At 71.1% G+C, this 11,836-nt stretch carries 11 protein-coding genes and 1 riboswitch; of the genes, 4 read left to right on the forward strand and 7 right to left on the reverse strand.

Going from position 1 to position 11,836, the window contains the following annotated elements; genetic code table 11:
• Window positions 1-31 precede the first annotated feature (31 nt).
• Window positions 32-1,426: a D-alanyl-D-alanine carboxypeptidase gene (locus ABZ027_RS15175; RefSeq protein ID WP_356768224.1), complete on the forward strand. Its 1,395-nt coding sequence runs from the start codon at window positions 32-34 to the stop codon at window positions 1,424-1,426.
• Here the strand turns inward: ABZ027_RS15175 and ABZ027_RS15180 are convergent.
• Window positions 1,374-2,282: a YihY/virulence factor BrkB family protein gene (locus ABZ027_RS15180; RefSeq protein WP_356768226.1), complete on the reverse strand. Its 909-nt coding sequence runs from the start codon at window positions 2,280-2,282 to the stop codon at window positions 1,374-1,376. The genes ABZ027_RS15175 and ABZ027_RS15180 overlap by 53 nt on opposite strands.
• Before the next feature lie 209 nt (window positions 2,283-2,491).
• Between ABZ027_RS15180 and ABZ027_RS15185 the strand changes: the two genes are divergently transcribed.
• Complete coding sequence (locus ABZ027_RS15185; protein ID WP_356768228.1) at window positions 2,492-3,841, forward strand: FAD-binding oxidoreductase; 1,350 nt, start codon at window positions 2,492-2,494, stop codon at window positions 3,839-3,841.
• Window positions 3,842-3,915: 74 nt separating this feature from the next.
• Window positions 3,916-4,671: a decaprenylphospho-beta-D-erythro-pentofuranosid-2-ulose 2-reductase gene (locus tag ABZ027_RS15190; RefSeq protein WP_356768230.1), complete on the forward strand. Its 756-nt coding sequence runs from the start codon at window positions 3,916-3,918 to the stop codon at window positions 4,669-4,671.
• A 6-nt stretch (window positions 4,672-4,677) separates the two neighbouring features.
• Here the strand turns inward: ABZ027_RS15190 and ABZ027_RS15195 are convergent, their stop codons facing one another.
• Both ABZ027_RS15195 and trpS read right to left on the reverse strand, forming a co-directional pair.
• Complete coding sequence (locus ABZ027_RS15195; RefSeq protein ID WP_356768232.1) at window positions 4,678-5,262, reverse strand: 2'-5' RNA ligase family protein; 585 nt, start codon at window positions 5,260-5,262, stop codon at window positions 4,678-4,680.
• A 152-nt stretch (window positions 5,263-5,414) separates the two neighbouring features.
• Complete coding sequence (trpS, locus tag ABZ027_RS15200) at window positions 5,415-6,479, reverse strand: tryptophan--tRNA ligase (protein ID WP_356768234.1); 1,065 nt, start codon at window positions 6,477-6,479, stop codon at window positions 5,415-5,417.
• 258 nt (window positions 6,480-6,737) lie between these two features.
• On the opposite strand from trpS, the gene ABZ027_RS15205 reads away from it, so the two are divergent.
• Window positions 6,738-7,316, forward strand: coding sequence for a hypothetical protein (locus ABZ027_RS15205; protein ID WP_356768460.1), 579 nt, complete (start codon window positions 6,738-6,740; stop codon window positions 7,314-7,316).
• A 34-nt stretch (window positions 7,317-7,350) separates the two neighbouring features.
• On the opposite strand, the gene ABZ027_RS15210 is transcribed toward ABZ027_RS15205, so the two are convergent.
• The 4 genes from ABZ027_RS15210 to ABZ027_RS15225 all read right to left on the reverse strand — a co-directional run bounded on the left by ABZ027_RS15210 (window position 7,351) and on the right by ABZ027_RS15225 (window position 11,755).
• Complete coding sequence (locus ABZ027_RS15210; RefSeq protein WP_356768236.1) at window positions 7,351-8,802, reverse strand: glycine hydroxymethyltransferase; 1,452 nt, start codon at window positions 8,800-8,802, stop codon at window positions 7,351-7,353.
• Between the two features lie 41 nt (window positions 8,803-8,843).
• Window positions 8,844-8,934: riboswitch (ZMP/ZTP riboswitch) on the reverse strand.
• Window positions 8,935-9,044: 110 nt separating this feature from the next.
• Window positions 9,045-9,896 (reverse strand): LLM class flavin-dependent oxidoreductase, encoded by an 852-nt coding sequence (locus ABZ027_RS15215; RefSeq protein ID WP_356768238.1) that lies wholly within the window; start codon window positions 9,894-9,896, stop codon window positions 9,045-9,047.
• Window positions 9,897-10,094: 198 nt separating this feature from the next.
• Window positions 10,095-11,288, reverse strand: coding sequence for a glutathionylspermidine synthase family protein (locus ABZ027_RS15220; RefSeq protein WP_356768240.1), 1,194 nt, complete (start codon window positions 11,286-11,288; stop codon window positions 10,095-10,097).
• A 113-nt stretch (window positions 11,289-11,401) separates the two neighbouring features.
• Window positions 11,402-11,755: a hypothetical protein gene (locus ABZ027_RS15225; RefSeq protein WP_356768242.1), complete on the reverse strand. Its 354-nt coding sequence runs from the start codon at window positions 11,753-11,755 to the stop codon at window positions 11,402-11,404.
• Window positions 11,756-11,836 lie beyond the last annotated feature (81 nt).

Genomic DNA, 11,836 nt, shown 5'->3' on the forward strand with positions numbered 1-11,836 from the left:
TTCACGCCCCGTGCCATGTACGTTCCTCACCGTGTCCGCACCCAAGAAGACCGCCAGGCGATCCCTGCTGGTCACCACCGCAGTCCTGTCGTCCCTCGCGCTGACCGCGCCCCTGTCGTACGCGGCGCCCGCCCCGTCCCCCGGTGGCCGCCCGTCCGGCAGTCCCTCGGGCAAGTCGTCCGGCAGTCCCTCCAGCAGCCCCTCGGGCAAGCCGTCCGGCAGTCCCTCCGGGAGTCCGACGGCCACTCCCCCGGCGCGGATGTCGTCCGTCGGTGGTGAACGCCTCGGCCAGGCCGGGACACAGGTGAATCTGGCCACTGGGGTCCCGGTCCTGCCCAAGGACCTCACCGCGCGCTCGTGGATCGTCTCCGACGCGGAATCCGGCCAGGTGCTGGCCTCGCACAACGCGCACTGGCGGCTCCCCCCGGCGAGCACCCTGAAGATGCTGTTCGCGGACACGGTCCTGCCGAAGTTCCCGAAGACCGACAAGCACAAGGTCGTCCCCTCCGACCTGGCCGGTATCGGCGCCGGCTCCAGCATGGTCGGGATAAAGGAGAACGAGACATACACGGTCCACGACCTGTGGCTCGGTGTCTTCCTGCGCTCCGGCAACGACGCCGTGCACGTGCTGTCGCAGATGAACGGCGGCATCGACGCCACCGTCAAGGAGATGAACACGCACGCCGAGGAACTCCAGGCCCTCGACACGCAGGTCATCAGCCCCGACGGCTACGACGCCCCCGGGCAGGTCTCCTCCGCGTACGACCTGACGCTGTTCGCCCGCTCCGGACTGCAGAAGAAGGACTTCCGCGAGTACTGCTCGACGGTCACCGCGAAGTTCCCGGGCGAGACGACGAAGGTCAAGAAGGGCAAGAACAAGGGCAGGACGACCCGGGGGACCTTCGAGATCCAGAACACCAACCGGCTGCTGTCCGGCGACTTGGACGTCTCCGTCTACCCGGGGATCGCGGGCGTCAAGAACGGCAACACCACCAACGCGGGCGCCACCTTCACCGGAGTCGCCGAACGGGGCGGCAAGGTGCTGCTGGTCACGGTCATGAACCCGGAGAAGAACGAGCACAACGAGGTCTACAAGGAAACCGCCAAACTCTTCGACTGGGGCTTCAAGGCGGTCGGCAAGGTGCAGCCGGTGGGCGAGCTGGTGCCGCCGAAGGGCTCGGCCCGGGCGAGTGCCCAGCCGGGCGCGAACGACTCCGGGCAGGCCGGGGGCGCCGACACCGGCGGTGCCTCGTCCAAGCCGTCCGCGAAGCCGGTCTCGAGCGCAACGACCGGGGGCGGCTCCGGGGGCATGGGGATCGCGCTGGCGATCACCGGTGGGGTGCTGGTGCTGATCGCGGGCGCCGCGTTCCTGGTCAACCGCCGGTGGCCGCTGCCGGATCTGGTACGCCGTCGGGCTCGTCCGTGAGCTCGACCTCCTTGCTCTGCGTCGCCGTCCACGCGGCGCAGAACAGCACCAGCTTCGAGGTGAAGTTGATCCACAGCAGCAGGGCGACGGGCACCCCGAAGGCGCCGTACATGCTCTTCGCCGCGACGCCCTGCATGTAGCCGCTCAGCAGCAGCTTCAGCAACTCGAAGCCGACCGCGCCGGTCAGCGCGGCCACGAAGAGGCGGCGCCGCCTCGGCTCGACGCCGGGCAGCAGCGTGAGGACGTAGAGGAGCAGCAGGAAGTCCGCGAGTACGGCGACCAGGAACGCGGTGATCCGCAGCAGGACGCTGCCCCAGCCGGCCCGGTCGACGCCCAGCAGGTCGGTGGTCCAGCCGATCATCGCGGAGGCGACGGTGGAGACGACGAGCGTGGCCAGCACGGCACCGCCGAGCCCGAGGAGGATCCCGGTGTCCTTGGCCGTGCGCAGGATCGGGTTCTCCTCCTCGTCCGGCAGTTCCCACACCGCCCGCAGACACTCGCGCATCGAACCGGCCCAGCTGATGCCGGTGAACAGCAGGACGGCGCCCGCGATGAGGCCGACAGTGCCGGCGTTCTCCACCAGGCCGTCGAGGTCGAGCTGGTCGGCGATGCCGGGGACCTGCTCGGCGATCTTGCGCTGGAGGTCGTTCTGCCGGTCCTCGCCGAAGGCGGCGGCGACGATGGCGGCGCCCACCGTGAGCAGCGGGAAGAGCGCGACGAAACTGGTGAAGGTCATCGCGGCGGCCAGCCGGGTCCACTTCACCCGGTCCAGGCGCTCGAACGACCGCCACGCGTGGGTGGCCATCAGGCGCGCCAGCGGCGGCCCGACGACGGGGAGCTTCTTCAGCCAGTCCATGATCCGACTCTGCCCTGGTCAGCTCACGATTCAACTCCCGCCCGGTCACGGAAGACAAGAGTTCTGTTACCCCGGAAACGCGGAACCGTTCACGCCCATCCCGCTGGATCTCCAGCAATATTGGGTGACATCCCACTAACCACCCATTTTGGGGAGGGTGGGAATGTTTTAAAACTGATGCACCACAAAGGGGCGATACGGTCACGGTCATGCCTGCCGACACCGTCTCCGTCACCGGCTGGGGCCGCACCGCCCCCACCGCCGCCCGGCTGATCCGCCCCCGGACCTACGAGGAGGCCGCGGCCGCCGTCCGGGACTGCGGGGCCCGTGGCGGCATTCCGAGGGGCCTGGGGCGGGCGCACGGGGACGCGGCGCGGAACGCGGGCGGCGCGGTGTTCGACATGACGGGCCTGGACCGCGTGCACGTGATCGACGCGAGCAGCGGGATCGTGCTGTGCGACGCGGGCGTCCGCCTGCACCGGCTGACGGACGTCCTGCTGCCGCTCGGCTGGTTCGTGCCGGTGACACCCGGCACCCGGTACGTCACCGTCGGCGGCGCGATCGGCGCGGACATCCACGGCGGGAACCACCATGTCTCGGGCTCCTTCTCCCGGCACGTCCTGTCCCTGGAACTCCTCACCGCCGACGGCGAGGTCCGCACCGTCCGACGCGGCACGCCCCTGTTCGACGCGACCACCGGCGGCATGGGCCTGACCGGCGTGATCCTCACCGCGACCGTCCAACTCCAGCCGGTCGAGACCTCGTTCATGTCCGTCGACACCGAACGCGCACGGGACCTCGACGACCTGATGGCGCGTCTGACGGCCACCGACCACCGCTACTCGGTCGCCTGGATCGACCTCCTGGCGCGCGGCACGGCGACCGGCCGCGGGGTGTTGACCCGCGGAAACCACGTTCCGTCCCAGGCGCTGCCGAAAACCGCCCGCGCGCGGAGGCAGCCGCCCGCCTTCCGCCCCGCCCGTCTCCCGGCCGCCCCCGCCTTCCTCCCCGAGGGTCTGCTCGGCGGGACGACCGTCGGCTTCTACAACGAACTCCGGTACCGCACGGCCCCGCGCGCGCGTACCGGCGAACTCCGGAGGATCTCCGGCTTCTTCCGCCCCCTCGACGGGGTCCCGCACGGGAACCGGAGCTACGGCCGTGGCGGTTTCGTGCAGTACCAGTTCGTCGTCGGCCGCGGCCAGGAGGACGCCGTACGCCGGATCGTGCGCCGGGTCTCGGAGCGCCGCTGCCCGATCTTCCCCACCGTCCTCAAACGCTTCGGGGACGCCGATCCGGGCTGGCTGTCCTTTCCCGTGCCGGGCTGGACGCTGGCCCTGGACATCCCGGCGGGGCTGCCGGGCCTCGGCGCCTTCCTCGACGAACTCGACGAGGAGGTGGCCACGGCCGGCGGGCGGGTCTGTCTCGCCAAGGACTCCCGGCTGCGGCCCGACCTGCTCGCCGCGATGTACCCGCGACTGGACGATTTCCGGTCACTGCGCGCGGAGTTGGACCCGCGCGGGGTGTTCACCTCGGACCTGTCCCGGCGTCTCGCCCTCTAGCCCTCAGCCCTCCAGCCATTCAGCCCTCCAGCCCTCCAGCCCTCCAGCCCATCAGGCAATCTCTAGGAGCTGTCGTGAAGGACGCCTTCGGCATTCCCCAGTCCCTGCTCGTCCTGGGCGGTACGTCCGAGATCGCGCTGGCCACCGCGCGCCGGCTGATCGCCCGCCGCACCCGTACGGTGTGGCTGGCCGGGCGGCCGACGCCCGCGCTGGAGGCGGCCGCCTCGGAGCTGCGCGCGTTGGGAGCGGACGTGCACACCGTCGCGTTCGACGCGCTCGACCCCGACTCCCACGAGGTCGTGCTCGGCAAGGTGTTCGCCGAGGGCGACATCGACATGGCGCTGCTCGCCTTCGGGATCCTCGGCGACCAGGCCCACGACGAGCGCGACCCGTCCGGCGCGGTGCGGGTCGCGCAGACCAACTACACGGGCGCGGTGTCGGCGGGACTGGTCACCGCGAGCGCGTTGCAGGACCAGGGCCACGGATCGCTCGTGGTGCTGTCCTCCGTGGCCGGGGAGCGGGCCCGCCGCACCGACTTCATCTACGGCTCGAGCAAGGCCGGCCTGGACGCCTTCGCTCAGGGCCTGGGCGACGCGCTGCACGGCACGGGCGTGCACGTCATGGTCGTACGCCCCGGATTCGTCCGGTCGAAGAGGACCTCGGGACTTCCCGAGACGCCGCTCACCACGACCCCCGAGGCGGTCGCGGCCGCCGTCGAGCTGGGGCTGCGCCGGCGCTCGGAGACGGTGTGGGTGCCGGGCACCCTGCGGGTGGTGATGTCGGCGCTGCGGCACCTGCCGCGGACGGTGTTCCGGCGGCTGCCGCTGTGACCGTCGTCACAGCTGGCTGGTGGGCAGGGAGCCCCGCTCCAGACGGGCCGCCTGCGGGGGCACGACCGCGCCCCGGAAGACGTACTCGCGCAGCTTGCGCCACACGCCGTCGGCGCCCTGTTCGTAGAGCGCGAAGCCGGTGCAGGGCCACTGGGCCTCGTAGTCGGCCAGCTCCTCGAAGGCCCGGTCCATGGCCTCGTCCTCGATGCCGTGCGCCACCGTGACGTGCGGGTGATACGGGAACTGCAGGTCACGCGCCATGGGACCGGAGGCGTCCCGGACCTGCTTCTGCAGCCAGGTGCAGGCCTCGGCGCCCTCGGCCACCTGGACGTAGACCACGGGCGACAGAGGCCGGAAGGTGCCGGTGCCGGACAGCCGCATCGGGAAGGGGCGTCCGGCGGCCGCGACCTCGACGAGGTGGGCCTCGATCGCGGGCAGCAGCGCGGCGTCCACCTCCGTCGGCGGCAACAGGGTGACGTGCGTGGGAATGCCATGAGCCGCGGCGTCGCCGAAGCCCGCACGCCGCTCCTGGAGCTGGCTGCCGTGAGGCTCCGGGACCGCGATCGACACGCCGATCGTTACGGTCCCCACGTCATCTCCTGTCGTCGTGTCGGCTTGATCCAGTGTCGGTTTTGTTCTCAGCCGCCCGGCTATCGACTGTACGGCCACGGCTGTGGTGTGGGCAGGCGCAGTCACCGTGATGTGCGGCGCTCTGCCCAGTGAGACGCGTGCGCGCCGGCTCCTCAGTGCTTGGCGGGCAGGAATCCGACCCGCTCATAGGCCTGCGACAGCGTCTCCGCGGCGACGGCGCGCGCCTTCTCCGCACCCTTCGCCAGGATCGAGTCGAGCGTCTCCGGGTCGTCCAGGTACTGCTGGGTGCGCTCCCGGAACGGCGTCACGAAGTCCACCATGACCTCGGCCAGATCCGTCTTCAGCGCACCGTAGCCCTTGCCGACGTACTTCTCCTCCAGTTCGGCGATTCCCGCACCGGTGAGCGTCGAGTAGATGCTGAGCAGGTTGCTCACACCCGGCTTGTCCTGGGCGTCGTAGCGGATCACGGTGTCGGTGTCGGTGACCGCGCTCTTGACCTTCTTGGCGGTGGCCTTGGGGTCGTCGAGGAGGTTGATGAGGCCCTTCGGCGTGGACGCCGACTTGCTCATCTTGATCGAGGGGTCCTGGAGGTCGTAGATCTTCGCCGTCTCCCTGAGGATGTACGGCTTCGGGACCGTGAAGGTCGCGCCGAAACGGCCGTTGAAGCGCTCGGCGAGGTCACGGGTGAGCTCGATGTGCTGGCGCTGGTCCTCGCCGACGGGGACCTCGTGGGCCTGGTACAGCAGGATGTCCGCGACCTGGAGGATCGGGTACGTGAACAGGCCGACGCTGGCGCGGTCGGCGCCCTGCTTGGCGGACTTGTCCTTGAACTGGGTCATGCGGGACGCCTCGCCGAATCCGGTGAGGCAGTTCATGACCCAGGCCAGCTGGGCGTGCTCCGGGACGTGGCTCTGGACGAAGAGCGTGCAGCGCTCCGGGTCGAGACCGGCCGCGAGGAGCTGGGCGGCGGCCAGCCGGGTGTTCGCGCGCAGGTCCGCGGGGTCCTGCGGCATCGTGATCGCGTGCAGGTCGACGACCATGTAGAACGCGTCGTGGGACTCCTGCAGGGCCACCCACTGGCGGACGGCGCCGAGGTAGTTGCCGAGGTGGAACGAGCCTGCGGTCGGCTGGATGCCGGAGAGCACTCGCGGACGACGATGCACGGCGGTGCCATTCCCCTGAGGGTGCTGGGCGACGGGTGGGCGATCAGAAGCCATGTTCACCATTCTCTCAGGTGTCGGGGGCCGATCCGGAACTGGTCGGAAACAGATGTGACACAGGTGGGATCCGATCGGCCGGGAGCGGTGTACCAATCAGGGGGTGGACGCGGGAGGGGGACAGGGCGGATGACGGGGCGGGGCAGAGGTAAAGGGGCGCGTGTCGGGGTCTTGGTGCCGGTGGTCGCGGCGGTCGGCCTGTTCGGGGTGCCGGTGGCCGACGCCGCCCCGCAGGGGCCGGGCCGGGACGTGCCGGACATGGCCGTGATCATCTCGGGCGGTTCGGGTCGGACGGCGACGGTGCGTTCCGGTGAGCCGGGTTTCGATCGCCTCTGGGCGTTGCTCCAGCCGACGTACACCGGGACGGAGCGGGTGCCCGAGGACTGGGCCGAGGGCAGGTATCCGCCGGTGCGGATGACTGTGCTGTGGGGGCTGACCGGTGTCGGAGGCTGGCCGCAGACCGGTTCGGCGCCGGGCGGCGACGTGGCGATGGAGCGGCAGGACCAGCTGTTCCTGGCCGAGGACGGCACGCCGTGGGTGCGTACGGATCCGGCGCCGGAAGTGCCCGACGACGACATCCGCTGGCACCGGGCCTCGCGCTCGGTCTTCGACCAGGTGCAGCGGGCGGGGCTGCCCGCCGGGGACGGGGCTGCCGGGCGGGCGGCGGGTGAGCGCGCCGGGTGGTGGGCGGCCGACGATGCCCGGCCGGCGGTCACCGGGCTCGTCGTGGGGGTCCTGGCCGGGGTCGGCGGCACCCTCTGGATGCGCCGCGCGGCGGCCCGGCCGGGTGCCGGACCGCCGCGGGAGGAGCCACGCCAGGAGCTGATCGATCTCTAGTGCCGCGACAGGCACCAGGACCGGGTGAGGCGGGTCAGCCGAGGTCGATCTCCGGGTACAGGGGGAAGCCGGCGACGAGGTCGGTGGCGCGGCGGGAGATCTCGTCCGCGATCTTCGGGTCGAGGACGTGCTGGGCCTTGGAGGGGGCGCCCTTGCTGGTGGTGCCGGGCTCCGTGGTGGTCAGGACGCGGTCGATGAGACCGGCGACCTCGTCCATCTCGGCGGTGCCCAGACCGCGGGTGGTCAGGGCGGGGGTGCCGATGCGGATGCCGGAGGTGTACCAGGCGCCGTTGGGGTCGGCGGGGATGGCGTTGCGGTTGGTGACGATGCCCGAGTCGAGCAGGGCGGCCTCGGCCTGGCGGCCGGTGAGGCCGTAGGAGGAGGTGACGTCGATCAGGTTGAGGTGGTTGTCGGTGCCGCCGGTGACGAGGGTGGCGCCGCGGCGCGTCAGGCCCTCGGCGAGGGCGCGGGAGTTGTCGACGATGCGCTGGGCGTAGTCCTGGAAGGAGGGCTGGCGGGCCTCCGCCAGCGCCACCGCCTTCGCGGCCATGACGTGCGGGAGCGGGCCGCCGAGGACCATCGGGCAGCCGCGGTCGACCTGGTCCTTGAGGGAGTCGTCGCACAGGACCATGCCGCCGCGGGGACCGCGCAGGGACTTGTGGGTGGTGGTGGTGACGATCTGGGCGTGCGGAACCGGGTCGAAGTCGCCGGTGAGGACCTTGCCGGCGACCAGTCCGGCGAAGTGGGCCATGTCGACCATCAGGGTGGCGCCGACCTCGTCGGCGATCTCCCGCATGATCCGGAAGTTCACCAGGCGGGGGTAGGCCGAGTAGCCGGCGACGATGATCAGCGGCTTGAACTCGCGGGCGGTGGCGCGCAGGGCCTCGTAGTCGAGGAGGCCGGTGGCGGGGTCGGTGCCGTAGGAGCGCTGGTCGAACATCTTGCCGGAGATGTTCGGGCGGAAGCCGTGGGTGAGGTGGCCACCGGCGTCCAGGGACATGCCGAGCATGCGCTGGTTGCCGAAGGCCTGACGGAGTTCGGCCCAGTCGGCGTCGGAGAGGTCGTTGACCTGGCGGGCGCCGGCCTTCTCCAGCGCGGGGACCTCCACGCGCGCGGCGAGCACGGACCAGAAGGCGACGAGGTTGGCGTCGATACCGGAGTGCGGCTGGACGTAGGCGTGCCGGGCGCCGAAGAGTTCCCGGGCGTGCTCGGCGGCGAGGGACTCGACGGTGTCGACGTTGCGACAGCCCGCGTAGAAGCGGCGGCCGACGGTGCCCTCGGCGTACTTGTCGCTGAACCAGTTGCCCATGGCCAGCAGGGTGGCCGGGGAGGCGTAGTTCTCGGAGGCGATCAGCTTGAGCATCTCGCGCTGGTCGGCCACCTCCTGGCCGATGGCGTCGGCCACGCGCGGCTCGACGGCGCGGATCACGTCGAGGGCCGCGCGGTAGGCGGTGGACTCGTTGGAGAGGGGCTGCTGCTCTGACATGGCGGCCTCCGGGCGGCGTGGCTTGAAGCGGTCACGGTTCACGGGTCGGCCCAGGCGCACGGCACTTGTCACTCTCGCAGGCCGCTCCCCGATGGTCCGTCCCATCCCAGCGCGCCAGTCACGGCCTGTCGGCCAGCCTACCGGGCACGCCGGGGGGCGGCGGTTCCGCGTCCACCATGCGAGCGGTGAGATGAGAGGGAGGGGGGACGCGGAGCGCCGCCGTCTGGAGGATCCGCGCGCGGTCAGAACAGGGCGTCGGTGAGGCGGTCGATCTGGTCGATGTCGGGGGCCCAGCAGTAGAGCATGACCTCGTCGGCGCCGATGTCGAACAGGGCGTCGGCGGTCTGTCGGATCTGGTCCGAGGTGGTGAGGAGTCCGTTCTCCATGGAGGCGGCGTGGCCGGTGAACTCGTAGTAGCCGCGGAGGTTGCGGCGGGCCAGGTCCACGGTGGACTGCGGGCCGAGGGCGACGCTCACCTGGGCGACCAGGCGCGGGCGGCCGGGGCGGTCGTACTTCTGCCAGATCGCCTCGACACTGCGGAACAGTTCCGACATGTGACGGGGCGGCAGCGCGGCGCCGAGGAAGCCGTCGCCGAAGCGGCCGACCCGTTCGAGCGCGGCCGGGGCGAAGCCACCGAACAGCACCTCGGGGCCGCCGCGCCGGGCGGGCGCGGGGCCGATGGGGCCGATGTCGTCGCCGTAGGGCTTGCCGGACCAGGCGCGGCGCAGCAGGGTCATCTGTTCGTCGAGGCGCTGACCTCGACGGTGCAGGTCGATGCCGGCGGCGCGGCAGTCGTCCGGGCGGCCGCCGACGCCGATGCCGAGGGTGAAGCGGCCGTCCGAGAGGCGGTCGAGGGTCGCGGTCTGCTTGGCCAGCAGCGCGGTGTTGTGGTGGGGCGCCAGCAGCACCTCGGTCTGCACCCGGATGCGGGAGGTGGCGCCGGCGAGGGCCGCCAGGGTGACGAGGGGCTCGGGGTTGTCGTAGACGAGCCGGTCCAGCAGGCCGAGGGTGGTGAAGGGGCCGGTGTCCGCGCGCCGGGCCCAGGCGGGGAGCTGGGCGGGGTCGTCGATGGGAAGGCCGAGGCCGATGTTCATGGGGAGGTTCCTCCGGAGGGCATGCCTGATACGGATGCCGCCCCTCCATGACGCCACGCGCTGTGCGTGGGCCTGCTCCCGTTCTGCGGCGATGGTTCCAGAGAGCTCTGTTTCCTCAGAGTGGGGCGACCGTAACGCGGCCGGTCCGGGCCCGGCAACGCGTTTTCCGACGGCTCCTCGACGGTCCTCGACGGCTCCTCAGCGGACCACGTGGGGCAGGAAACGGGCGTACTCGTCCGTGACCAGGCCCGAGGACTCGCGGATGCCGAGGCCCGCGGACTCGCCCTCGACGACCCAGGCGCCGAGGACCACGTGGTTGCCGTCGAAGTCGGGCAGCGGGGCCAACTCCTGGTAGCAGCAGGCGTCTTCGCGCGGGGTCGGGGCGGGGGCCGAGGGGGCCGGCTGGTGGATCGTGACGCCCGCGCCCTCTCGGCCCAGCAGGGGCTTGGCCACGTAGCCGGTCGTCCGTGCCAGCTCCCGCGGTCCGTCCAGGTGGGCGGCAAGCAGGTTCGGGTGGCCCGGATACAACTCCCAGAGGATCGCCAGCAGCGCCTTGTTGCTCAGCAGCATCTTCCAGGCCGGTTCGATCCACAGGGTGCTGCCCGTCCCGCCGCCGTTGTCGAGGGTGTCCAGGACGTGGTCGGCGAACCGGTCGGTGGTGAGCCACTCCCAGGGGTAGAGCTTGAAGCAGCTGCGGATGAAGCGGAGTTGGTTGTCGACGAAGCGGCCGGACAGGGGGTCCCAGCCGATCTCCTCCATGGCGATCCAGTCGGTGTCCAGGCCCGCCTGCTCCGCGGTCTCCTTCAGGTAGGCGACCGTCATGAGGTCCTCGCCGAGTTCATCGGCCGAGGAGTGGGCGAAGTAGAGGGGGCTGCCGGGCGGGAGGAGGGTGGCCTGTTTCTTCCAGGCGGCGATCAGTCGTTCGTGGAGGGAGTTCCACTGGTCGGCGCCGGGGAAGCGTTCCTCCATCCAGAACCACTGGGGGGAGGCGGCCTCGACGAGGGAGGTAGGGGTGTCGGCGTTGTACTCCAGCAGTTTCGCCGGGCCCGTGCCGTCGTAACGGAGGTCGAACCGGCCGTAGACGGACGGGAGTTCCGCGCGGCGGCGCCAGGCCTCGGCGACCGTCTCGGCCACCCGCGGGTCGGTGATGCCGAGGTCGGCGAAACGGTTCTCGGCGACGATGTGCCCGGCCGCCGTCAGACACATGCGGTGGAGTTCCTCGACGACCTCCTCCAGCGCCTCGACCTCGGGGAGGGTGAAGGAGTAGTAGGCGCTCTCGTCCCAGTAGGGGCGCAGGGAGTCGTCGGGGTAGCGGGTGAGCGGGTAGACGAGCCCCTGCTCCTCCACGGTCTGCTGCCAGCCGGGGCGGGGCTCGATGGTGTGGCGTTCCACGCGGGGCCTTCTGGGTGGCTTTCGGATAAGTGGTGGCTGGGGTTGCGGACGGCCGTCAGCCGTCGCGGGTCGCGGGTGGCTTTCGGACGCGTGGCGGGGTTACGGACGGTCGGTCAGCCGCCGCCGGAGCCCTTGCCGCCGCTGCTGTCGCCGAAGCCGCCGCGGTCCACTCCGCCGCTGCCGCCCGAACCGCCCGACCCGGACTTCTTGCCGGGCTTGGTGAAGGAGCCGCCCTTGACCCAGCCGCCCTTCTTCTTGCCGCCGTAGTAGTAGGTGCCGTTGACGCGGGTGGAGGACTTGCAGTTCTTGTCGCTGACGACCTTGTAGCCCTTGGAGAGGGTGTAGCTGTCGCGGTCGACGCAGCGCTTGTCGGGGTCCGAGGAACAGGCCGTCAGGGCCATGGCGAGCAGGCCCACGCCGCCGAGCGCGACCGTTCCCGAGCGAAGCTGCCGACGTGTGTCCGCCATGTTCGTGTCTCCCCCTTGGTCGGGCCCGGTGCACGGCCCGTGTCCGATGTCGCCGGACAGTTTAGAGACCGGACAGTTCAG

Source organism: Streptomyces sp. NPDC006332, from assembly GCF_040612855.1.
Classification (GTDB): domain Bacteria; phylum Actinomycetota; class Actinomycetes; order Streptomycetales; family Streptomycetaceae; genus Streptomyces.